This window comes from Lysinibacillus sp. JK80 (assembly GCF_027557635.1).
GTDB lineage: Bacteria > Bacillota > Bacilli > Bacillales_A > Planococcaceae > Lysinibacillus > Lysinibacillus capsici.
The window spans coordinates 1,461,827-1,485,491 of record NZ_CP058997.1; the positions used below are offsets into that span (position 1 = coordinate 1,461,827).

Annotated in this window: 24 protein-coding genes and 1 pseudogene; 6 read left to right on the forward strand and 19 right to left on the reverse strand. The window is 39.2% G+C overall.

The window, feature by feature from the left end; all coding sequences use genetic code 11:
- Window positions 1–9 precede the first annotated feature (9 nt).
- On the reverse strand, window positions 10–3,621 hold the full coding sequence (locus tag HXV90_RS07845) for a dynamin family protein (protein ID WP_269898758.1): 3,612 nt from the start codon (window positions 3,619–3,621) through the stop codon (window positions 10–12).
- Between the two features lie 244 nt (window positions 3,622–3,865).
- Here HXV90_RS07845 and HXV90_RS07850 point away from each other — a divergent pair, with 244 nt between their 5' ends.
- Together HXV90_RS07850 and HXV90_RS07855 are read left to right on the forward strand one after the other, a co-directional pair.
- Window positions 3,866–4,288 (forward strand): DUF4183 domain-containing protein, encoded by a 423-nt coding sequence (locus tag HXV90_RS07850; RefSeq protein ID WP_269898759.1) that lies wholly within the window; start codon window positions 3,866–3,868, stop codon window positions 4,286–4,288.
- A gap of 24 nt (window positions 4,289–4,312) precedes the next feature.
- Window positions 4,313–4,633, forward strand: a complete 321-nt coding sequence (locus HXV90_RS07855; RefSeq protein WP_048390025.1) for a DUF4183 domain-containing protein — start codon at window positions 4,313–4,315, stop codon at window positions 4,631–4,633.
- A gap of 32 nt (window positions 4,634–4,665) precedes the next feature.
- Here HXV90_RS07855 and HXV90_RS07860 read toward each other — a convergent pair whose 3' ends face one another.
- Genes HXV90_RS07860 through pcp form a run of 4 tightly spaced genes read right to left on the reverse strand, consistent with a single transcriptional unit; the run spans window position 4,666 to window position 7,560 of the window.
- The gene (locus HXV90_RS07860; protein ID WP_269898760.1) at window positions 4,666–5,403 is read right to left on the reverse strand and encodes a 5-oxoprolinase subunit PxpA; all 738 of its coding nucleotides are present in this window, start codon (window positions 5,401–5,403) and stop codon (window positions 4,666–4,668) included.
- Window positions 5,400–6,263 (reverse strand): 5-oxoprolinase subunit C family protein, encoded by an 864-nt coding sequence (locus tag HXV90_RS07865; RefSeq protein WP_269898761.1) that lies wholly within the window; start codon window positions 6,261–6,263, stop codon window positions 5,400–5,402. Before HXV90_RS07865 ends, HXV90_RS07860 begins: the two co-directional genes overlap by 4 nt.
- 3 nt (window positions 6,264–6,266) lie before the next feature.
- Window positions 6,267–6,962: a 5-oxoprolinase subunit PxpB gene (gene pxpB, locus HXV90_RS07870; RefSeq protein ID WP_269898762.1), complete on the reverse strand. Its 696-nt coding sequence runs from the start codon at window positions 6,960–6,962 to the stop codon at window positions 6,267–6,269.
- The gene (gene pcp, locus HXV90_RS07875; protein ID WP_269898763.1) at window positions 6,946–7,560 is read right to left on the reverse strand and encodes a pyroglutamyl-peptidase I; all 615 of its coding nucleotides are present in this window, start codon (window positions 7,558–7,560) and stop codon (window positions 6,946–6,948) included. Before pcp ends, pxpB begins: the two co-directional genes overlap by 17 nt.
- 609 nt (window positions 7,561–8,169) lie before the next feature.
- Between pcp and HXV90_RS07880 the strand changes: the two genes are divergently transcribed.
- From HXV90_RS07880 to HXV90_RS07895, 4 genes are all read left to right on the forward strand, one after another.
- Window positions 8,170–8,631 (forward strand): chemotaxis protein CheX, encoded by a 462-nt coding sequence (locus HXV90_RS07880; RefSeq protein WP_004269332.1) that lies wholly within the window; start codon window positions 8,170–8,172, stop codon window positions 8,629–8,631.
- Window positions 8,632–8,966: 335 nt separating this feature from the next.
- Entirely contained in the window at window positions 8,967–9,089 is a 123-nt protein-coding gene (locus tag HXV90_RS07885) for a hypothetical protein (RefSeq protein WP_009370491.1), read from the forward strand.
- Window positions 9,090–9,113: 24 nt separating this feature from the next.
- A complete protein-coding gene (locus HXV90_RS07890; RefSeq protein ID WP_016991924.1) occupies window positions 9,114–9,605 on the forward strand; it encodes a cupredoxin domain-containing protein in 492 nt (163 codons plus the stop codon).
- Complete coding sequence (locus HXV90_RS07895) at window positions 9,592–11,253, forward strand: b(o/a)3-type cytochrome-c oxidase subunit 1 (RefSeq protein WP_269898764.1); 1,662 nt, start codon at window positions 9,592–9,594, stop codon at window positions 11,251–11,253. The genes HXV90_RS07890 and HXV90_RS07895 overlap by 14 nt, the downstream gene beginning before the upstream one ends.
- Before the next feature lie 64 nt (window positions 11,254–11,317).
- Here HXV90_RS07895 and HXV90_RS07900 read toward each other — a convergent pair.
- From HXV90_RS07900 to HXV90_RS07965, 14 genes and pseudogenes are all read right to left on the reverse strand, one after another.
- Window positions 11,318–11,596, reverse strand: a pseudogene (locus HXV90_RS07900) (carboxypeptidase M32); the annotation flags it as partial.
- A gap of 436 nt (window positions 11,597–12,032) precedes the next feature.
- The gene (locus tag HXV90_RS07905) at window positions 12,033–12,299 is read right to left on the reverse strand and encodes a hypothetical protein (protein ID WP_036077509.1); all 267 of its coding nucleotides are present in this window, start codon (window positions 12,297–12,299) and stop codon (window positions 12,033–12,035) included.
- A gap of 338 nt (window positions 12,300–12,637) precedes the next feature.
- On the reverse strand, window positions 12,638–14,134 hold the full coding sequence (locus tag HXV90_RS07910; RefSeq protein ID WP_269898765.1) for a carboxypeptidase M32: 1,497 nt from the start codon (window positions 14,132–14,134) through the stop codon (window positions 12,638–12,640).
- 76 nt (window positions 14,135–14,210) lie between these two features.
- Window positions 14,211–15,305: a helix-turn-helix domain-containing protein gene (locus HXV90_RS07915; RefSeq protein WP_269898766.1), complete on the reverse strand. Its 1,095-nt coding sequence runs from the start codon at window positions 15,303–15,305 to the stop codon at window positions 14,211–14,213.
- A gap of 268 nt (window positions 15,306–15,573) precedes the next feature.
- On the reverse strand, window positions 15,574–16,521 hold the full coding sequence (gene mdh, locus HXV90_RS07920; protein ID WP_269898767.1) for a malate dehydrogenase: 948 nt from the start codon (window positions 16,519–16,521) through the stop codon (window positions 15,574–15,576).
- On the reverse strand, window positions 16,521–16,889 hold the full coding sequence (locus HXV90_RS07925; RefSeq protein WP_112117728.1) for a BMC domain-containing protein: 369 nt from the start codon (window positions 16,887–16,889) through the stop codon (window positions 16,521–16,523). The genes mdh and HXV90_RS07925 overlap by 1 nt, the downstream gene beginning before the upstream one ends.
- Window positions 16,882–17,166, reverse strand: a complete 285-nt coding sequence (locus HXV90_RS07930; protein WP_004269324.1) for a EutN/CcmL family microcompartment protein — start codon at window positions 17,164–17,166, stop codon at window positions 16,882–16,884. The genes HXV90_RS07925 and HXV90_RS07930 overlap by 8 nt, the downstream gene beginning before the upstream one ends.
- A 36-nt stretch (window positions 17,167–17,202) precedes the next feature.
- Window positions 17,203–18,072 carry a phosphate propanoyltransferase gene (locus HXV90_RS07935; protein WP_269898768.1) on the reverse strand — a complete coding sequence of 290 codons (870 nt, stop codon included), beginning with the start codon at window positions 18,070–18,072 and terminating at the stop codon, window positions 17,203–17,205.
- A gap of 12 nt (window positions 18,073–18,084) precedes the next feature.
- Window positions 18,085–18,675 carry a phosphate propanoyltransferase gene (locus HXV90_RS07940; protein ID WP_269898769.1) on the reverse strand — a complete coding sequence of 197 codons (591 nt, stop codon included), beginning with the start codon at window positions 18,673–18,675 and terminating at the stop codon, window positions 18,085–18,087.
- Between the two features lie 128 nt (window positions 18,676–18,803).
- The gene (locus HXV90_RS07945; RefSeq protein WP_004269321.1) at window positions 18,804–19,082 is read right to left on the reverse strand and encodes a BMC domain-containing protein; all 279 of its coding nucleotides are present in this window, start codon (window positions 19,080–19,082) and stop codon (window positions 18,804–18,806) included.
- A 20-nt stretch (window positions 19,083–19,102) separates the two neighbouring features.
- A complete protein-coding gene (locus tag HXV90_RS07950) occupies window positions 19,103–20,593 on the reverse strand; it encodes an aldehyde dehydrogenase family protein (protein ID WP_054550778.1) in 1,491 nt (496 codons plus the stop codon).
- 15 nt (window positions 20,594–20,608) lie between these two features.
- A complete protein-coding gene (gene eutL / locus HXV90_RS07955; protein ID WP_269898770.1) occupies window positions 20,609–21,259 on the reverse strand; it encodes an ethanolamine utilization microcompartment protein EutL in 651 nt (216 codons plus the stop codon).
- 11 nt (window positions 21,260–21,270) lie between these two features.
- Window positions 21,271–22,281 (reverse strand): ethanolamine ammonia-lyase subunit EutC, encoded by a 1,011-nt coding sequence (gene eutC / locus HXV90_RS07960; RefSeq protein WP_269898771.1) that lies wholly within the window; start codon window positions 22,279–22,281, stop codon window positions 21,271–21,273.
- A 9-nt stretch (window positions 22,282–22,290) separates the two neighbouring features.
- Window positions 22,291–23,661 (reverse strand): ethanolamine ammonia-lyase subunit EutB, encoded by a 1,371-nt coding sequence (locus tag HXV90_RS07965; RefSeq protein WP_008176446.1) that lies wholly within the window; start codon window positions 23,659–23,661, stop codon window positions 22,291–22,293.
- Window positions 23,662–23,665: the final 4 nt, after the last annotated feature.

Consider the following 23,665-nt stretch of genomic DNA (forward strand, 5'->3'; position numbering starts at 1 on the left):
AGAATCACCTCATGCGTATTGTAATTGTGCGTAAATCGCTTTCCAAGAAGCTAAACGACTCTCTTCTTGTAAGGCTAATCTTTCTGTGTCAATTTGTTCAAGCGCTTGATGATAAATATAGTAACGTAATTTTTCGGCTTCCTCTGCTATAAACGTAATCGCCCATGTCATGAGAGAAACTTTCTGTGCATCTAAATAGTCTTGTGCATCTGGCTTTGTTACAGCTTCTAGTGCCTCACTTAGCTTCACTTTTTCATTCTTTTCAAAGAAAGCTTTTTGATTGCGGAAATGAGATTTTACGCTAGCATATTTGGAAATATCCGCAAACGGTCCTTCAAAATCCAATAAATTTGGCTCAGAGGATTCAAAGGCTAGGAATGAGAAGCTTCGATTTAACTCTTTCAATTCGCGCACTTCATCTTTAAAACGTTGTTGCATCTTTTTGCTAATGAACTGCGATAAACGGAAGTTTGTTACACGCATTTCTTGAGTAAAATCAAAACGCAAGCTTTGCATCACTTCTTTTAATGCATGCTCCAACGCTTGCTGTGCTGGCATTGCAGCAAAGGTAGAAGGATTGTAGCCTTCCTTAAAGAACTCAGGATAACGATAATAAACACGCTGAAGAACATAATAGAGTAGCTCATCAAGCTCCTGTTTTGTTTCACTCTCTAACATGCTCGTATTCAGCACACTGAACTTCGATTGAATATGCTTTTCAAGTGTTGCTAATTCCTCTAGTCGCTCATCTTTACGTTTTAAGTTTTCCTCTGTTTGGGCAATTAAATCCGCCAAACGTTGCTCTGTTTTATCAACTTCCTCTGCAAGAGCTTGAACGGCTAATGCACTCAATTCATCATTTAAGAATGTATGGAAGTCTTTTTCAAATGGTGGCATACCTGATGTTAAATCGGCACCTTCTACCTTTTCCTTCAACGCTAAAAGACTAGATACTCCATATAGTCTTGGGAAGCGAATGCCAAAGCGTTGTAACTCTGAGCGTACATACCCTTTTACATCTTCCTGTTCTTCATCCGTTGTTGCCAAATCAATTGCATTGACAATAAAGAACATTTTATCTAGCTCAAATGCATCCTTCACACGACCAAGTTGAATTAAAAACTCTCGGTCAGCTTTGGCAAAGGCATGGTTATAGTACGTAATAAATAGGATGGCATCAGCATTACGAATATATTCAAATGCTACGCCTGTATGGCGGGCATTAATAGAGTCCGCTCCTGGCGTGTCAACAAGTGTCACGCCCATACGTGTTAATGGACTATCATAATAGAAGTCGATATTGTCAACAAAGCAAGATTTATTTTCTTGTGCTACAAATTTTTCAAACTCTTCACGGTCTACGCGGAGGATAGAACCAAATTCAGACTTAAAGGTTGGGTAGCCTTCTTTATAGGCACGAATAAATGATTTATGAACATTTAAGCGTTCGTCCGTTAACTGCACTGCAAGCCCTTCATCAGCACGATTATAGGCTTCCTCCAATGTCGATACAGACAAACCAATCGCCGCATAGGAGCCTTGAATATCCTCTAGCATTTGTTCCGCAGTTTTAAGCTGTACATCCGCTGTTTCATGTGGGTGTTCAGGTGTAACTGGACGAATTTTATTGATGGCCGCAGTTGTTGGGTTTGGTGATACAGGTAACACCTTGGCTCCCATTAAAGCGTTTGAGAAGGAAGATTTCCCAGCACTAAATGCGCCAAACAATGCAATGGTAAAATCCTTTTTCTGTAGTCGTTCTACTTTATTTTCAAGGTATTGGGCTACTTCGGCAAAGCCTTGCACCTCTTTGACTGCATTGGCAGTATGGAGTGCACGGTTAATCACACCATCGATTGGTAGAGTCGTTGCACTAGTAGCTTGCTGAGCTTCCTCTTGTTGGATGATTTGCTCTTTTGGCTGCAACATGGACTCGTCAAATAGACGAATTTCTGCTAAATCTTGCTTAAATGATTGTTCCCAATTTGTAAGCTGTTGATTGGCAACTATACGAATTTCATTGCTCGCTTGATGCATAGTGCTTGCACTATATTGCTGATAGCCTTCAATTTCAAGGACCGCATTAATGGCATCTACTTTGTCCTGCATACCCGCCATTTTTAATTTTGATGGTGCGGCAGTTTCTGTTGCTACAGCTTCAAGAGTTGTCGCTTGCGCATTTTTCCAGCTATCTGTCTCCTGAATGAAGTAGCGCTTTGTTGCTTCTGCGATACGGTTAGCGAAGTTTAACACAGCATCACCTGTTAAAATAGCGCCTGTTTGAACTTGCTGCTCAATCAATGAAAAAGGTAAGTCAAATACATAGGCATCAATAGCAGAGGCACGTTCCTCATTTAATGCACCAACGTCCTTCAATGCCTTTTTCATAAGACCTTTTAAATGCCCCGTGATTTGTGCATGGACCACATTCTGATAGGCACTATACGCATTTTCTTTACGTCTGTTTCGCTCTTCCTCTGTTTTTTTCTTTGCAGTAAAGAGCCCTCCAACTTTAAAGCCTTCCTGCATGCTTTCTAAATAAAGGCGTAAGTGATCGCGTAAATCAGCTGGCATAATTGCAGCATTCGCGAGTAAATCCTTACGTTGCTCCTCAAACGTTTCGTTCCAAGCTTCTACTGAAAATAATTCAACCTGACGATTTAATTTATTGTATTGCTCTAATATATCTTGATGGTGTGCCCAGTCATCCGCACTTAAAATTTCTTCATCAATTGCTAAACGATCCTGTCTTTCTTCCATTAAATAATTGTCATGCTCGCTTTGCAATAAACGCAATGTATTCGTAGCTGTTTGCACAAGCTGCTCCTGCCAGTCATTCATACTGTCCATCACGATTTTCTTTACTGCCTCAAAATCATTATGTGGATGCTCTGGCTCTCTTAATGATGTAAAGAAAACACCCTTCGGTACAACACCCCATGCTGCAAAGGACTGATGAACAGTTGCTTTAAATTCTTCGAAGCTCAATTCATTATCCTTATGCTTATCAATCATATTGACAATTAAATAAACATTTGGATTATATTTCATTAATTGCTTTGTGAATTGGAAATTTAATTCCGACTGCACATGGTTGTAGTCCATTGTATAAAATACGATATCGGCAATATGTAATGCTGATTCCGTTGACATGCGATGTGCATCATCTGTGGAGTCTACCCCTGGCGTATCCATTACAGTAACACCTAGTGGTAGTGTAGAGGCACTGTGTCCAATCTCAATCTGTGACACTAAATCCCCATTTTTACTTAGCTCTTTTACTGTTTTAAAATCATAGCCAGCCTCAAATTTTACGGGCTTTTCATTGTGCATATAAACAATTGCATAGTCTTCCTCTGATTTATGAACTTTGACGATGTTCGCACTTGTTGGAATTGGACTAGATGCTAGTAGATTTTCACCAGACAGCGCATTAATCATACTTGACTTCCCTGCAGAGAAATGGCCTGCAAAGCCAATCACATACTCTTTTTGCTGAATTTTTCGAGCAAAAAGTGATGTTTTATCCATGCGCTCTGTATCACCATTATGCTGATAAATTATGTATTGCAAAGAGGCTTGCTTTAATAGCCCCTCCAATTGTTGTTCAAAATCTTTCATGAAACCAGTAACCCCTTTTTCATTAATTATTCATAATTAGTATTCTACCTTATTCAACTAGCAAAGTATAACACTAATTTAAAGCATATATGCCAACGTTTCCATCCTTACAAAAACATGTTTATACAAAAAATCTATGCCAAATGATAGATGGTCAACTAGTTCTTTTTATATTTACTTCATATTTTATAGTAAGCATATTCGGGGCAAAGTTATATTTTTTATGAAAGGAGTGTGATGCCATATGATTAATCCTAAGTCTCATCAAATCATTGAAAAATATTGTTCATGTAACTGTGAGGATCGATTTATCTGGCCCCGTATAAAAGCAACAAACGGAATACCCATGGATCCTCCTGAAATAGTCCCTGAAGGTATGATTATACCAACGATCCAACGATATTTTTATATCGTTACAGCTGATCTTGATCTATCGAATGGGGCAACTCTTCCAGCCGATCTCTTTTGGAATGATGAAGCAAATTCCGTTACTGAGTTTACAATTTTTTCACCTAATGGTTACGTTAACCTTTATATTAATGCAGTAATGCAGGAAGGCGGTATTTATACGGTAACCCCAGCCTCCCTGACAATCGTACCTTATAATGCGACATTGTATAAAGGAACACCCATTATTATTGAATCGCTAGGCTTTACAACGAAATAAAGGAAATGAAAGGAGGTGAATTGGGTGGCACTTTCCATTATTAATATTCACGTCAATGTTACAGGTAGTTCTACAAGGTTTTTTAACGTCTTAGCTGCACCCCTTGTCATTGCAGATGGTACGACAGTCGCTGCAACAACGTTTTTAAATGATAGCGGTACAGCCGCAACAGCATTCCCAGAAGTCGCAAATGGTTACTATAACTTATATATCAATGGTGTTCTTCAGGAGGGTGGTGCCTATACAGTTTCTACAACTGAAATAACGTTTAATACTGTCACAGGTACACTTTCTGCTGGTACGCCAATTGTGCTCGAAGCTGTGGAGCTAGTGACAACAATCTAAATAAAATGGATGCCTTGTTAAGGGCATCCATTTTATTGTAATTGCTTTCTGAGACCTGCAATTTTTTTTGCGTAATCTATCGCGTGTGGGCCATCTCCGTGAATACATAAGGTTTGCACCGCCACTTTAATTTTTTGGGACTCGACCGACAACACCTCATTAGCAGTCAAAATACCTTTTACATGTACTAGCATTTCTTCTTCCGATTGTATTAAGGCATTTGGTTCCTGTCTGTTCACTAATGTGCCATTATCGTTATAGCGTCGATCCGAAAAAACCTCCTCATATACTTGAAGCCCTATGTCTCTAGCAATCTCTACGATGAGGCTACCCGATAAGGCATATAAAATAAGGTGTGGATTAAAATCATACACTGCATTGACTACAGCCAACGCTTTTTCACGGTCGTTCGCGCATTGATTATAAAGTGCGCCATGTGGTTTAACATGATGAAGCGTACCATTTTCAATCTGCACAAATGCTTGTAAGGCACCAATTTGATAAACCATCATATCGTAAATTTCACCTGGGCTACATTCCATGTTACGGCGACCAAACCCCTCTCGATCTGGATAGCCTGGATGCGCACCAATGTGAACGTTTTTACGAATGGCGCTGCGTACAATTTGATGCATAATTGAATGATGACCCGCATGATAGCCGCATGCAATGTTGATGGAAGTTACATAGTCTAATAATTCTTCGTCCTTACCCGTGATAAAAGCATCATAGCTTTCACCTAGATCACAATTGATATCAATTGACATCATGTTTCCTCCAGTACAAAGTGAATTGTGTTAAACATACGCATTTGCGCTACTTTATGTAAATCTTCTTCATGAACTGTTGCAATAATAGGATAGCCTCCTACTGTTTGAGCATCAGCCATTAGGATAATGGGATCACCACTTTGCGGCACTTGGATTGTTCCGAACTGTGTAGCTTCTGACAGAATATCCTTCATTTCCCGAAGTTGTAAGGCAGGTCCTTTTATGTAGTAGCCCATACGATTGCCGCCGATAAATTGAAAAGGATTTTGTAAAAATTGTTGCTGACTCTTTTTTGTAAATAAATGAAAGTGTGGTCCTTTAAACAATCGAACCGTAATAGAACTGTCAAAATGCGGACGATAGGGTGGATATAGCCCTCTATTATATTTTAAAGACGATGATACCTGCCCATACAAAATACTTCCTTTTGTAATCCGTGTTCCCAAATTGCCAAGGGGGAGGCAGGATTGGCTACCAAGCTCATCGTTTGTATGAAAACCTCCTAATGGAGTTAAGTAAACAATAGAGCCTTGATGGACACCCTTGATAGATAATCTATCTCCCCTCGTTAAATGGAATGTTTTCCACATTTCGATTGGTACATGATTAACCAAGCATGTACTATGCCCCCCTGTTAATACATAGACACCATCAGCAAGCGCCTCAAATTCAAAACCACCAACAAACATTTCAAAAGACGTTTGATCATGGTGATGATGTAAGATTCTTTGAGCTGCATTAAACGATCGGTGATCCATTGGTCCAGATAACGGAATACCAAATGCCCGATAGCCGTACCTTCCTTTGTCTTGTAAGCTACCATAAACCCCTTGTTTTGTTACGAGCAGAAGTGGCTTCAAACGCTACACTCCTTTGCTTTTCATTTCCCAAAATTGCTGTTTGATTATTTCATAAAACTGAACTTCATCACCAAGTTCAAATAAAAATGGCTCTTTGCCATGAACATCAAATAAATCCAAAGGTGTTTTCCCTATAATATTCCAGCCCCCAGGTGAATCAACAGGATAGATGCCTGTTTGTCCACCCCCAACCCCAACAGAGCTTGCCGATACAGATGCCCTTGGTTTCTGTAAGCGTGGCACAAATAATCTAGAATCAAGCTCGCCTAAGTAAGGAAAGCCTGGTAAAAAGCCAATTAAATACACATAATAGCTTTTGGACATATGCAATGTTTTAATGTCCTCAAAAGGTAAACCTGTGAATTTCATGACGCGCTTTGAATCTAAGGCAAATTCCTCATCATAGCAGACGGGTATTTTTAAAAATCGATTCGTTCCTTTATCAATTGTTGTGGAGGCTTGCATCTCAAGCCACTGCATTTCTAAACGTTCAACATCTATTTTTTGTTTAATATAAGCTGTTACTGTATGGTAGCTTGCAACACTTTCAACTAGGTTATGTCGTAGCTGCAGTTTCAGAAAACGATTAAACGTTTGGACCGCATGAAAGTTTGAGTGGGAGATTTCCTCCTTGAATGCAAATCGAATAGTATGTTGACTAATCCACATCGAATGAGGAAAATCAATGATTGCTTGCACGTGCCGTCTCCTCAATACAAAGCTGTACTGCAGCTATCAAATCTCCGATATTCCAGCCGGGAATTTTGCCATGTTGGATGGCCAGCTCAAATGATGCTGGAATATGAATAAAGCCAGCACGAACCCCTTTATATTGCTGTGCATAAGCAAGCCCCTCATACATAATGTTATTACACAAGTATGTACCCGCTGTATTGGAGATTTCCGCTGGATACCCTTCAGCCTGCAAACGATTTACCATACTGCGAATCGGTAAGTTTGTTAGATAAGCATCTGCCCCCTCCTCATGGATACGCTCATCAACTGGTGTATAGCCATTATTATCAGGCTCTCCGTCTTTCACATTAATGGCAATGCGCTCTGGTGTTACTTTAAAACGACCTCCTGCTAACCCTAATGAAATGATGATTTGTGGTTTCACTTCTTCTATATGTTGTTTTAATTGCTCCGCTGATTGCTGAAAATCTACAGATAGAATTCGTCCGACGATATCATAGCGATCTATCTTCTTTCCATTTAATGCTTCCACAATTTGCATTGTTGGATTTATTTTATAATCAAGAAATGGCTCAAACCCTGTTACTAATATTTTTGTCATATTTGTCACCTGATTTCTTTAAATAACCTTAAAGGTTTGCTTCATTTTACAATAGATTTCTGAAAAAACAAATATTTCCCACGAACAAAAACATGTAAAAAAGAAAAGATTCTTTCCCTACACTATTGGTAATATGGAAGAAAATTTTGTAGCCTAATTAATTGAAGCGTAGACAGCGTCATTCCTAGGAGATTAGTGTTACTGATCAGATTCTAGAGGGTAAGTGAAAATACATGAATGACCTCTCGCCTTGCTAAAGCCCTTTTCTGCACGTGCTATTTTCTTTTTTAACAACATGAAAAAGGGTATGAAGCATAGCAGCTTCATACCCTTTTGTTTAGCTCTTATTTCAAATGTGCAGTTGCCTGGTTCATGACGTATTTTCCAACTCCAATATAGATCACTACAGCTGCTCCAATCAATACGAAAGTCATTGCGAACCGCTCCTTCTTAGTTATTTTTCGTTAAGTTTTCAGACGTTTACATTGAATTTGAAAATCATTCTCATTAATATATTATAAATTTCACGTTAATTCGTCAAGACATACTTTCATCTTACCCTTTTTACATGGTAAGATGTAGAAAAGTCGGAAAAAGGATGCGGTAATGATGAGTAATTCGAAGTACTTTCAAACTATTTTAAACGGGACAATCCACGCTTTAAAAACCATTCTTCCTATGGATATAGAAGTAAAGTCGCCTAGTATTATTTCTGAACCCTTTCAACAGCAACAAATGGGCGTATTAATTGGCTTAATCGGAGATTTAAAGGGACGCGTTATCATTGACTCCTCTCCCGAAGTGTTCAGCGGGATCGGTAGCACTATGTTCGGTATGCCGCTTGAAGGAGAAATGCTAGAATCCTTTACAGGGGAATTTGGTAACATGATTGCAGGAAATTTATGTACAGCTGTTGGGCAAGAAAGCTTAGAAATTGATATCACTCCGCCAACGGTGATGGTGGGCAATACAAAATTATATGGCTTTGAAAAGGCCTTTGCTCTCCCAGTTTCGGTCCCAAGCGTCGGTGCCCTAACAGTTCTATTAACAATTGAAGAAGAAGCGGAATAGAAGCTTGGTAGGTTTAAAGTCTGTTCCAAATAAGACATTATATGCAAGACATTCAGCATGTATGTGTAAGATTTGCCTTTCGCCCACAAGGGAATGAGAAGGACGGTTCTCCCCTCCTTAAAATCTATTATTTTTATTAAAAAAAGTTAATTACAATCATTAAGCAAGCCATCTCAATGACTTTTGAGATGGCTTGTTTTTTTTCTCTCTTAAATCCTTCACACTTTCTTCACATAATTCCCCTAGAAGTGTGATTTTTTTCACATCAAAATGCAATGGATTTCTATATGATGACTGTAAGAAACACAACAATAAAAAGCGTAGGAGGAGCAAAAATGGCAAATAAAAAGAAGTCAGATGAAAATTTAAAAGGTTCACTCTATGCAGTTTTTGGAGTAGGTATTATCATCATTTTACTTTGGGTGTACTGCTTCGATTTGTTCATTGGACGGTTTTAATCTACGAAGAAGGGACAGAAACATATGCACATACATAAGTATGAGAAATACTGGCTTGTGTTTGGAGTTACCACTTTAGTGGCATTCCTGATCATTCTCGGTATCGGAGCATTTCATCAAGGCTCCCATCCAAACAATGGTAAAAAAACACTAGATTACGAGAAAGTGAAAGAGACAGCACCTTTTGATAATCCAGGTGTCCATAAGGTAGAAGGTAAGGATTGGGATTACGAAGTGGTGGTAATTGCTTCTGCATTCAATTATAATCCTCCACAAATTGAGGTTCCACTTGGTGCAAAAGTGAAATTTATCGCAACAAGCGAGGATGTTATGCATGGTTTTGAGGTTGCAGGTACGAATATCAATATGATGCTTGAGCCTGGCTATATTTCGGAATATGTGACAGAAGTCAATAAGGTTGGCGAGTTTTTAATCGTATGTAATGAGTATTGTGGTACTGGACATACGATGATGCACTCTATGCTAAAGGTGGTGGATTCAAATGAGTCACACTAATTCAATGACAAAAGTGGATCGTCGAGATGCAAAGCTAGCAATGGCACATATTTACGTGGCATTTATCGCATTGTTATTAGGTGGTCTTGCAGGTTTATTACAGGTTTTTGTACGCTCTGGTCAATTTACATTACCAGCAGGCATTGGTTATTATCAAGTACTAACAGTTCATGGTGTATTACTCGGTCTTATATTAACTACATTCTTTATTTACGGCTTCCAAATTGCAAGTGTAAGTCGAACATCTGGTACATTCACTGATACTCAGAGAAAACTTGGCTGGATTGGTTTTTGGTTAATGACGATTGGTACAGCTGCTGCTGCAACGATGGTTTTATTGAATAAGGCAACTGTTCTTTATACATTCTATGCGCCATTAAAGGCACATTGGATTTTCTATTTAGGTCTTACATTCGTCGTAGTTGGTTCTTGGGTTGGCGGCGCAGGTCAAATTTTACGTTATGTCCAGTGGCGCAAAGAAAATAAAGCGAGTGGACAACGCAGCCCATTACTATCATTTATGGTAGTTGTTAATAATTTAATGTGGTTCGTGGCAACGCTTGGTGTGGCAGCTTCTGTTTTAATTCAATTGTTACCATGGTCCTTAGGTTTAATTGAGCGTGTCGATGTGGCATTATCGCGTACCCTTTTCTGGTATTTTGGCCATGCGCTCGTATACTTCTGGTTATTACCTGCCTATATGGTGTGGTACGTGATTATTCCAAAAGTAATTGGTGGGAAAATTTTCTCCGATTCTTTAGCAAGACTTTCGTTTATGCTGTTCTTACTCTTCTCTATTCCTGTAGGGATTCACCATCAGTTAACAGAGCCTGGTATTGATGGTACATGGAAGTTCATTCAAGTTGTTTTAACATTTGCTGTAATCGTGCCTTCTCTCATGACGGCCTTCTCGATGTTTGCAATGTTCGAGTTACGTGGACGTGAATTAGGTGGCAAAGGACTATTTGGTTGGTTTAAAAAATTACCTTGGAAGGATGCTCGTTTCTTCGTACCATTTATCGGTATGGTGTCATTTATTCCAGGTGGTGCAGGCGGAATTGTCAATGCCTCTTATCAAATGAACCAATTAATTCATAATACTATTTGGGTTACAGGGCATTTCCATTTAACGATTGCCACAGCTGTTGTTTTAACTTACTTCGGTGCGGCATTCTGGTTAATTCCACATTTAACAGGCCGTACACTTTCGAAGTCTTTAAATAATCTTAGTAATTTCGCTGGTATCTTATGGGCTACTGGTATGACGATTATGTCTTCAGCAATGCATATTGCTGGTCTGATTGGTGCGCCTCGTCGCTCAGATTACTCAGAATATGGTGGCGCTCAGCAGGCTTACGATTGGATTCCTTATCAAATCGCACAAGCTGTTGGTGGAACAATTCTCTTTATCGCCATCCTAGTGATCATTTATATCGTAGTGAAATTATCTTGGTTCGCACCTAAAGGCGAAGAGGAATTCCCAGTAGGTGATGTACATGAGCTTAGCGGTCCGACACCAGCTATTTTAGAAAACTTTAAAATATGGCTTGTTATTTTAGTAGCCTTAATTTTATTCGCTTACACAGTACCAATTATCGATATTATTTCGAATTCACCAGCCGGCTCCAAAGGCTATCAATTGTGGTAAGTATCCAAACGCATCTTCCTATAAAAAAGCGATTTCTCTGTAACGAGAAATCGCTCTTTTCACTTTATAATTGATAGAGTTTCGTATATTTTTCTTGTAAATAGTCTGCTAGGTACTTCGCATTTATGCCTTCCCCTGTCGCTTCCTTTAGCAATTCAAACGGCTTTTTCAATGCTCCATATTGATGAACTTTATTAGTTAGCCACTCTCGAATAGGTAGCAGCTCTCCCTTTTCTAGTAGCTCATCAAAGTTTGGAATATCCTTATCCATCGCGTGCTTCCACTGTGCTGCATAGATCATTCCTAATGCATAGGATGGGAAGTAATCGAACATGCCACCTGACACTCACTAACATGTCTCTCGATGTTGCTTACTCTGAAAATCGTCAAGTAAATCCCTCAATTACTCATAAATTTAAATAATTGTCCCATAACATCATATTCTTGAGCAGGAATTGCATTAATTAACTTATTATATTTTCCATCTGCCTATGTTCCTTCTTTTCCATATAAAAGTTACCAAGTTACATATACTTCACAAACTTAATCAAATTCTAACATAAATACCCAAATACTTCTTGTTGAGTAGATTTGTAATAAAGTTTGATTAAATTAACGATATCAACCTTGATATGAGAACAAAACTAAAGAGCAAGTTTTGAAAAAATGATTGTTCAAAACTTGCTCTTATTTAATGGGATTGATTAAATTTTTTAAAGTTCGATAATATTTGAAACTCTTGTTGTACAAAGCGCTACGTTAACTCAATTAGTAATTCATTATTTAACCAACGTTTGAAGACTTATTAACACGGGGGCATACACAACTAGTGGAATAAGCAAAATTACTGCACCAATTTTTTTATTCCCCTTTTGTAATAATAAAAGAGTAGTCAAGAAAAATAATGGATAAATAATAAAAGTAATTATTAATACACCATCAACTACTTGATACAATTTTCCTGTAAATGCACTTATGAATGGGATTGAAATCCATTCTAGTACGCAAAATGCAATAACCAATATCCACAACCATTTAAGTGTCACCATAATCACCCCTAAATTTTTTAAAAAAGTATCATACATAAGCTACACAAAAAAATATTTACTCAACAATCTGGCCAGATTGTTTAACACAATAGTTCAATTTAAAAATCACTCTTTATAATGTTGAACATTATATAAAAAAATATTGATGTAACATGAAATGTAGCTTACTTTCAATCTTAACTTGTAATTTTAGTAGCCTTATTTATATTAGCTTACACAATTCCAATCTTCGAAATTATTTCAAATTCACCAGCGGGCTCAAAGGCTTTAAGCTTTGGTAAGAATATTTTCAAAGCAACAAGCGATTTCTCTAAAATGAGAAATCGCTTGTTTTTCTATAACTGATATAGCTTTGTATATTTTTCTTGTAAATAATCTGCTAGGTACTTAGCATTTAAGCCTTCCCCTGTCGCTTCTTTCAGCAATTCAAATGGCTTTTTCAATGCTCCATATTGATGAACTTTATCAGTTAGCCACTCTCGAATTGGCAGTAGCTCTCCCTTTTCTAGTAATTCATCAAAATTAGGAATATCCTTGTCCATTGCATGTTTCCACTGCGCTGCATAGATCATACCTAACGCATAGGATGGGAAGTAACCAAACATGCCACCTGACCAGTGCATGTCTTGTAATACTCCCTGTGCATCTGTCTCAGGACGAATACCTAAATATTCCTCATATTTATCATTCCATACCTGTGGGAGATCCTTCGCCTGTAAATCGCCATTGAAGAGGTCACGTTCAATTTCATAGCGAATCATGATATGTAATGGATATGTTAGTTCATCTGCTTCAATGCGAATCAATGATGGTTCAACCATATTGATGGCACGTAAAAAATCGGCTAATGGCACATCACCAAATTGAACTGGTGAGAAGTGTTGAAGGCGCTCATAGTTATGCTCCCAGAACTTTTCATTTCTGCCGACAAAGTTTTCATAAAATAATGATTGGGATTCATGAATCCCCATCGATGTACCAGTAGCTAATGGTAGACCTGCAAGTTTTTCATCAATATTTTGCTCATACATCGCATGACCGCACTCATGAATTGTGCCAAAAATAGCTGAACGGAAATCATTTTCATCATATTTCGTCGTAATACGAGCGTCACCATAGTTTAAGCCAATCATGAATGGATGGACACTTTCATCCAAGCGACCAGCATCGAAGTCATAGCCGAGCTGAGCAAGCAATTCTAACGATAATTCACGCTGTGCCTCACGCGGGAAATGCTTAAATAACATTGCAGTATCGGGTTTATTCGATGCATGAGCAATTTTTTGAACAAGCGTCACAATAGACTCTCGTAATTCACCAAATACTTGATCTACGACATCTGTTGTCATATCTGGCTCATATAAATCTAGTAATGTATTGTATGGAGATCCATTTTTAATGCCCCAATATTGAATGAATTTTTTCTGCCATTGTATGATTTCTTCTAGGTATGGTAGGAATAGAGCAAAATTATTCGTCGCCTTCGCTTCTTCCCAAGCCGTTTCTGCCTTCGATTGAAGAATGACGAATTCTTTATATTCATTCGCAGGGATTTTTTTATTTTGATCGTAATTCTTTCTTACTTCTTCTACTAAACGTAGTGTTACATAGTCAAGATCAGCTTTTTGTGCCTCTAATGCTGCTAGAAGCTCTCCTAGTTCTTCACTCGTCTGCATATCAAATAAGGAGGCTGATAATGTACCAATTACCTCAGAACGTTGTGCTAACCCCTTTTTCGGTGCACCCGTCCGCATATCCCAATAAATCAAATTGAGCGCTTCCTCATAATGCTGCATTTTCTTCACATAGTCTGTAAATTGTTGAACAGTCATGCATTCATCCTCCTTTTCACGTTATAAGTTTATCATATTTTCGAAAATTTTGTATATTGCGGACTTTCTAGGATAATTATTCAGAATATTCCTTTTTTATCTTCTCTATTAGTTTGATGTATTGTCTATCCCCTAATCCATAGTGTGGAAATAGGGAAAACAATTGCTTTAACAGGTCATTTTGAGATAGATTGAGGTGGTTTTTCATATACGTAGTGATCTCATTCTCTTCATTTAAATAGCTGAAAAATAATTGAATGCCCTGATACATGACAGGTATAAGCGTTGTCTTGGGTAGACGATGGTGCATTAAGACCTCTTGATAGACCTCCCCATACGGTCCAAGTTCTATCTCTGTTTCTTCCACATCATAGGTCATTTCCTTGACCATATAATAATAGACTTTGCCTTGATACCTTTTTTGCTCTAGGAAAGCAAGGACGGTCAATAAATTCATCTGACAAAACATATCATCTCCAAACCATAAAACAATACATTTATAGTCATTTGTTAACAATGGCTTCAACGGCTTCAATGTCACCTGCTCATATTGCTGTAAAGACACCTCATGCCCTATAGCACGCAGTTTATTAAATTCTTCACTGAAAATCGGACTAATCGTTGGATTCGCACACATCGCTTCATTGAAAGGAACGTAATCACTGTTGCCCATTAATTGTTGTTTTGCGAACTCCTCATACATCATTTGACCATTTAATACATTCAATAGCTCTTGATCGTATTGCACATTCATCTTCTCTTGTAATGCTTCAATTTTTAATTTCTGAGAAATATCCATCGTCAACCATCCTCCATCATCCTGTAATCTTAACTTTACAAAGGTTTGTAAAGGTTGAGGAGACTTTCTGTAATCATTCGGACTTATACCAAAGTACCTTTTAAAAGCTCTAGAAAAGGATTCCTGCGATGAAAAGCCGTAGTGAAAGGCGATGTCGATTATTTTCTTTTGGGGATCTTTTAATGCAATAGTAGAAAGATAAATTTTACGTAGTGATCTATATTTTTTAATCGTCATCCCTGTCGTCTGATGGAATTTAAAAGAACAGTAATAAGGAGAATAACCTATATCCTTTCCTAATTGCTCTAATGAAAATCCTTCTAATAGATGAAGCTCAATCCAATCAATCATCTCCTGTACAATGTTGTTCATCCACATCCCTCCTAATTTCATTATAGTAGAGGCGATAATTTTTTTTATGATATAAGTTGTGAATAAAAAAACTGCAGCAAACTTTACAGAGTCTGCTACAGTTTCTGCTCCCATAACTAGAGGAGAGCTTTCTATATAATTGGGGATTTATACTAGCCTTCAAGTCATGTTCGGTTTCCAATCAAACATTTTTTGAGCTATCATGAAGTTTTATTGGAAAGAAAGTTGGGGATCCTTTCGATCCATTGAAAAATAGAGTCTGTTTACTCTATTCAATGTTTTGGCAAATAGCAATTACCTGTTTCACAGCCTCTGCAGAGTGCTGAAGGGCTGTTTGTTCTTCATTTGTTAGGTGCAATTCGATGACAGATTCGATGCCATTGCCACCTAAAATAGTTGGTACCCCTAAAAAGAGATCGTGGTACCCATATTCTCCTTCTAATAGGGCAATAGAAGGGATAATTTTTCGTTGATCTTTGATAATAATTTCAACCATTTGGGCACACGCTGCGGCTGGAGCATAGTAGGCACTACCATTACCTAGTAAGCCAACAATTTCACCGCCGCCTTTACGCGTACGCTCCACGATTTGCTGTAGTCGTTCCTGAGGAATTAGTTTCTCTAATGGAATGCCGCCTGCATAGGAATAATGGATTAGTGGTACCATTTCATCGCCGTGTCCTCCTAGGACGAAGCCTGATACATCCTCTGGTGCAATGTGAAGCTCCTGCGCCACAAACGTGTTGAAGCGAGCTGTATCTAACACACCAGATTGACCGATGATACGATTTTTGGCAAAGCCTGTTTCCTTATGACACACATATGTCATGGCATCAACAGGATTACTCAATACAACAACAATACTATTTGGAGCATAGTGTTTAATTTGTCTTGAAACCTGTTGAATGATTTTAGCATTTGTTGTGACTAAGTCATCCCGACTCATTCCTGGTTTACGTGGAATACCTGCTGTAATGACAACAATATCCGCGCCAGCGATATCTTCATATTGACTCGTGCCTTTAATGGACACATTGAATTTTTCGATGGGGCCTGTTTGTAGCAAATCCAAAGCTTTCCCTTTTGTCGGGTTCTCGGCTTCTGGAATATCAACAAGCACTACATCGCCTAATTCTTTCTGTGCTAAAAATAAACTCAGTGTGGCACCAGTGTGGCCTGCTCCAATAACAGCGATTTTATTTTTACGAAATGCCATTATGCCTCACCTCGATTATCTGTCGCTGCTGTTGTTTCTGTTGTTTTTTTAGCACGGGTTGCTGCTGGCGCAGAGACAGCCTTTTTCTTTGGTGCCTCTGGTCCTTTAATCATTTTAAAGACATCTTCATCAGGTCTCGGAATGACGTGAGCGCCTAATAATTCACCAACACGCATAGCTGCTGCTTTTCCAGCCTCTACTGCAGCTTGTACAGAACCTACGTCACCCTTCACGACAATCGTCACGATGCCACCATCCACAAATTCTTGTTTGACGATTGTGACATCTGACGCTTTAATCATCGCATCAGCCGCTTCATAAGAGCCTACTAATCCTTTTGTTTCGATCATTCCAATTGCGCTACTCATTGTCCTCACCTCTCATTACTTCTGTAGAATCAATAATACCAATGACAACTGCATCAATCGGTAACGGATTATCTTTCATAATATAGCGAGATGACCCACCACTTGTAATCAGGACATCATCACCAATACCCGCTCCTATACGATCAGCTGCAACCATTTCTGTGCGAATCGGCTGTTGATTGGAATCAATGGGTTGAATGATTAGTAGCTTTAAACCATTCAGCCCCTCCTCCTTGCGTGTTGCCCATACACTGCCTATCACTCTTCCCATTTGCATGAACTTCACCCTCTTTATGCGACACAGATTGTCTTACTACTCTGAACGAATCGTTAATGTTTTATTTAACTCTCGCAGCTTATCATAAGCCAATGCTGTCACAATGGTTTTCTTTGGAACGACAATTTCTTGTGCATCGATATCGAGCACTTCTATTTGTGAAAGTAGCTTTTTGTCATAATGATAGACAGATGGTTGCTCTACTTTCTGTACGACTGGCGACTGCTCTTTCACAGTGATCATAGGTTTACTTACTTGATGATGCACGATTTCTGCAAGCGTTCCTTGCTGAATTAACCCTGCATTTGCTTCATCTGTATCAATATGCATTTCTAAGCGATAACGCTCTGAAACACGGATAACCACATTCGATAAAATAATCGGGCGAATACCTTCTACCTTAATTTGGACGGATTGCCCATCTACGACTTGGAATCTTGCACTATCCGCTGGGGACATATGAATATGTGCCTGTGCAATAATGAGTCCTTCATTTAACACAACACTCCCCTTTGGACCAATCAATGTAACAGGACTGGAACCTTGAATATCACCAGATATTCTTAATGGTGGCTTCAGACCCAATTTCATAGCATCTGTCCAGCTTACTTCCACTTGCGATAAGGAACGAGCGGGGCCAAGAATACGCACTCGTTCAATTGACCCTTTTGGACCTGCAATTACTACAGTTTCCTCCGCAGCAAATTGTCCTGGCTGTGAAAGCTCAAATTTCGGTGTGAGCTGATAATTTTCACCAAAGAGCTGTTCAACTTCTGCTTGTGCAAGATGGACATGGCGGGCAGATACACCAATCGGAATTTTACCGTCATGTGGAGGGGAAGATTGATTTTTTAAGACCTGTTGCAGAACTTCTTCCACAATTTTTTGCACTAAATTTTCTTGCATCTTGCCTCCTCCTTACGATGATACTTTTATTAATTTACCCTGTGCCTGCTGTTTGATAAAACCAGCATTTGCTTCATCCGTATCAATGTGCATTTCCAGACTAAAATCATTTGAAACACGTACAACGACACCTCGGAAAGTGACAGGTCGATCACTTACAACTTCCACTGAAACTATTTCATTATTGCGTACTTCCAATGCTTTGGCATCTTCCTCAGTCATATGAATATGCGCTTGCGCAATGATGACTCCCTGCTGGATCTCTATTTCTTTGTCTTGCGAAAGTATTTTAATGCCCGCAGAATTGTCTATATCACCTGATTGGCGTAAAGGTGGTGTCACTCCTAGCTTCATGGCATCAGTGCGGCTTACCTCTACTTGGGTTGCTGGTCTTACAGGTCCAAGGACACGGACATTATGAATAACGCCTTTAGGTCCCTCAATAGAGACGCGCTCTTTTGCAGCAAATTGCCCTGGCTGTGATAAGTCGAAATCTTTCGTTAGGGTTGCATTTGGACCAAAAAGTGCTTGTAAATCCGCTTCACTTAGATGGATATGACGAGCCGAAATGGCCACTGGAAAAGTTTTTGTTGCTGTTGTCATGTTAGCCACCTCTTTATTTTGTTGATTATTTTATCAGGACAAGGTGAGAGCTGTTCTAAAGTTAGATCCAGCTCTCTTCTATAAATGGTAGTTATTTTTCCATCTATAGCGTTTGAAAGAACATGAAATTATGCTTCTGCTTTTGGTAAAATCATTTCTAATTCGTGGTGTGGACGTGGAATTACATGGACAGATAATAGCTCTCCTACACGTTGTGCTGCTGCTGCCCCTGCATCTGTTGCTGCTTTTACTGCACCTACATCACCACGTACAAGAACTGTTACGATCCCGCCACCTACATGTACTTTGCCTACTAAATTAACACTTGCTGCCTTTACCATTGCGTCTGCTGCTTCAATTGCTCCTACTAAACCTTTTGTTTCTACCATTCCTAATGCTGTACTCATTTGTCATTCCTCCAAATAATTTATTTATTTTGTAATGTGATTTGTTTTAATACTTGATCGACAATTTGTTGAACCATCGTTGTATCAAGAGTAGGTTCTTGTGAAACTACCGATTCAACAACGGACTGTACTTCGAATTCTGGTTTTGGCACTTCAACATCTTTAATGCCATACGCCATACGTTTGATATTTAATAAATGTCTTGCTGTAATGTTGTCTGACGTAATATTGCCGCCAAATGTCCCACAGCCTAATGTAAAGGATGGTGCTAAGCCCGTTGTGCCACCTACTGCACCAATTGAGGATAATGTATTAACCACAATTCGTGATACTGGTAATTCGACAGAAAATTGCTCTGCTAATGCTGCATTTTCAGTGTGAATTGAGCATGTATGTCCGCGTCCTCCAATATTTAATAGGTCAATCATCACCTGCTTGGCTTCTGTACTGTTTTCAACAACATAAAGCGCAAAGATTGGTGATAGTTTTTCAAGAGAAAATGGAATATTTTTACCAATCATTGTTTCGAAGCCCACAAGAACTTTTGTATCGTCTGGTACCGTAATACCGACAGAATCTGCTAGGCAAGTAGCTGATTTACCGACAATCTGGGGATTTACTTTCCCAGGAACTGGTGAGATCAATTTTTCCATTTTAGCTTTTTCTTCGGCATTTAATAGATAGGCACCATTTTTCTTTAATTCTGTTTGCACTTGCTCTGCAATCACCTTATCCACAATAATGGCTTGTTCTGTTGCACAGATTGTGCCATTATCAAACGATTTACTTTGCACCAATTGACGTACAGATTTTTGAATATTAGCCGATTTTTCAATATAAGCTGGTACATTTCCTGGCCCAACCCCATAGGCAGGTTTGCCAGAGCTATAGGCCGCCTTGACCAATGCACCACCACCCGTAGCTAAAATTAAATGGATGTTTGGGTGCTTCATTAGCTGCTGTGTTGCCTCCATGGAGGACATTGTTAAACATTGTAGTAATCCTTCTGGCGCACCTGCTTTTTCAGCAGCTACTCGACAAATATCTAAAGCCTCTTTTGTACATTTCACTGCATATGGGTGTGGACTAAGCACTAAACCATTTCTCGTTTTTAAAGAAATAAGTGTCTTAAAGATCGCTGTAGAGGTTGGATTTGTTGTTGGTACGATACCAGCAATAACACCGAAAGGACTTGCAATTTCGGCTACTTTTTTCATCCGATCATAGCCCACAATACCAACTGTTTTTAATTCTTTAATATCTTCATAGACATCTCGTGAAGCTACTTCATTTTTCATCTTTTTATGGTTAGGAATACCCATTCCTGTTTCTTGCACAGCCATTTTTGCTAAACGGTCTGCTTCCTTAAAGGCAGCATCCGCGACAGCCTTTACAATGTTGTCTACTTGTTGCTGTGAAAATTGCATATAGGCAGCCTGTGCTGTATTAGCATGTTTAACGGCATCTCTCATTTCCTGAATCGCTAATAAGTCTTTGTCTAATGTGGCCATAAAGCCGCCTCCCTTCTAGATCACTGGGTTTCTAGCTATATTTTCAATAGCTTCTCTGAATGCATGTGCCGCAGCCTCGCATGAAGATTGACTGCCAGTTAATAAGCCGCCCCCAAAATTGGTTTCAGATGGAGGACCAAAGAAAACCCTTAGCTCAACATCTGCAGCCTTTAATGCTGCATCTAATCCAACAACTGCCTCAAGCGGCGGTGCGATTAAATAAGCAAGTGGGGTGCCAACCTTTACATCTGCAAGCTCAGCAAGATACGTCCCACAGCTTGCCACGGTATGGGCAAACAAGGCATGATTGTCATTATTATTAATGGCTTCAAAATACGTATCAAATTCAATTTTTTGTTGAATGGCATCAAGACCACTACGAATTTCATCAGGTGAGCTTCCAGCAATAATGCCAATTACTTCACCTGACAATGGACCAGACGCATGTGCCGCTCCAGCATAAAAGCTTTTTGCATAAACAACATCGACATCTGCCTTTTTCGTCGCCTCATCTAAGGCAACATAGCCAACATCGTCGATTGTCAGTGTGACAAGCCCAATGCTATGATGATGTGGCTTTAAATCTAACTGCTCTGCTAGTTCACTGTTGACTCTTGGAATGGTTTGCATCGCCAAGATTTGCGCCATAATTTTTTGAGGATACATATTTCAGCCTCCTAACCTTCTTTTGCGACAAGCTCTACGCCACTTGCCTTATAACGCAGGATTTTTTCTACGACTGTGCCAAGATAAGCTCCCGCTTCTAATGGTGGGATACCACCCTTATGGATATTTGAAATTACCATACGTTCCGCTTCCACTGTCCCAATTCTTGGCTTGTAGCATAAATATGCACTCATCGATTCTGCTGATACGAGCCCTGGACGCTCACCAATTAGATAAACAATAACCTCTGCCTGTAGCAGCTCACCAATCTCATCCATTAAAGCAACACGCCCTTTATCGATATAGAACGTAGTACCAATGTCAATATTTAAATTGCTAAGACTTTGCTGAAGGGCTAAGTAAACATCTTGAACATTCTCCTCAATCGCACTTGCACTCAAGCCATTCGAGATAATAATCTGTACCTTTGGCTGTGGTTTACATTTTTGCTGAATCAATGCCTTTGATTCTTCTGATAAACGACGCCCTAAGTCAGGTCTTGTAATGTATTCTTCTTTATCTGTGACTTTCGTTGTGACCTGAAAGACATCAAGCTTTTGTAAAAGATCTTCTGTCACTTCGCCATATACAGCATCTACCGCAGCAGCATGATCAAGTCGGAATTTTAACCAGGTTTTCGTTTTCGGTCTTGTCCCTGCTCTTCCTACACCAATACGAGCAGGTGTATGTTTCTTAGCAGCCTGCACACTTTCACTTAACGAGCCCGCCTCAAACTGAAAGGGCTTGATCGGCACAGCGTCATTTACTGGTTGTTCGAAAGTAGCAGAAGTAACCGTCGTTACTTGCTGTGGAGCTCCATGCTGATACAGCTGAATTAATGGCTCCTGTGATGTTGCTATAGCTTCTGTTGTTCCTGAAAAACGATTTTCTACTGTATCATAAAATTTAATAAGTGGTTGTTCTGTTGGAGTAGCTGCTATTTCAGGTGTTTGGCTACCTGTACTTTTCTCCATCTTCTCCATGACAAGCTGTGTAATCATAGAAACTAATTGATCATTCACTTGACTCACCTACCTTTCAAAAATGGATAAATCGCCAGCTCTTGCTGACAGTCGACCATTTTCATAAATGCCCATTTTCTCTAACCATGCTAAATACTCTGGTGCTGGTTTTTTACCAAATGTTTGGAGTAATGTAGCCACATCATGGAAGCTCATCGATTGATAGTTGAGCATCACGTCATCGCCCATTGGCGCAGCAATAATAAAGTTAACACCAGCAGCTGTCAGCAATACACTTAAATCTTCCACATCATTTTGGTCTGCCTTAATATGGTTGGTATAGCAAATATCTACTCCCATAGGAATACCATGCATTTTGCCCATGAAATGATCTTCGAGACCTGCTCGAATTACTTGTTTATTGTTGTATAAATACTCTGGGCCAATAAAGCCAACTACAGTGTTCACAATATAAGGATTAAAATGTCTAGCAAATCCATAATTGCGCGATTCCAGTGTTACTTGGTCAATGCCCATATGTGCCTCTGCCGATAGCTCTGAGCCTTGACCTGTTTCAAAGTAGAATAAATTTGGACCAGTACCTGTTCCTTGTTTTTTAATGAGCTCCTCTGCTTCTCTTATTAAATCAGCAGAAATACCGAACGAACGGTTAGCAATTTCTGTGCCTGCGATACTTTGGAAAATCATATCTGCTGGGGCGCCTTGTTTAATTGCCTTCATCTGTGTTGTAATATGAGCTAATACACAGTTTTGCGTAGGAATGGACCAATCATTGATGAATTCCTTTGTAGCCGTAAGCACTTTTTTGACACTTTCAACTGAATCATCTACAGGATTAATGCCGATAACAGCATCCCCAATACCATAGGACAGTCCTTCTTTTAGAGAGGCGATGATGCCATCAATATTATCTGTCGGATGATTTGGCTGTAGACGAGATGACAGCGTCCCTTTTTGACCAATCGTAATATTACACGTTGAAAGTATTTCAACTTTATTGGCTGCATGTACAAGATCTAAATTGGACATTAGTTTTGTAACAGCGGCAATAATCTCGGAATTCATCCCTTTACTTAAACGCTTTAATTCACGATCACCCGTGTCATTTGATAAAATGTATTCACGCAGCTGCTCGATGCTCCAGTTTTTGATTTCTCCATATATTTGCTCATTAATATCGCCCTCAATAATGCGTGAAACCTCATCATTTTCTTGTGGCACTAATGGGTTTTCGCGGATATCTTTAACTAAAAGCTCACTTAATACTGCCTTTGCTGCGATCCGTTGTTGAACCGTCTCAGCGGCAATACCTGCTAGCTGATCGCCTGATTTTTCTTCATTGGCCTTAGCCATAACATCTTTTAATGATTTAAAATTATATTTTTCTCCACCAAATATCACCGATAAGTTCACATTCATCCTC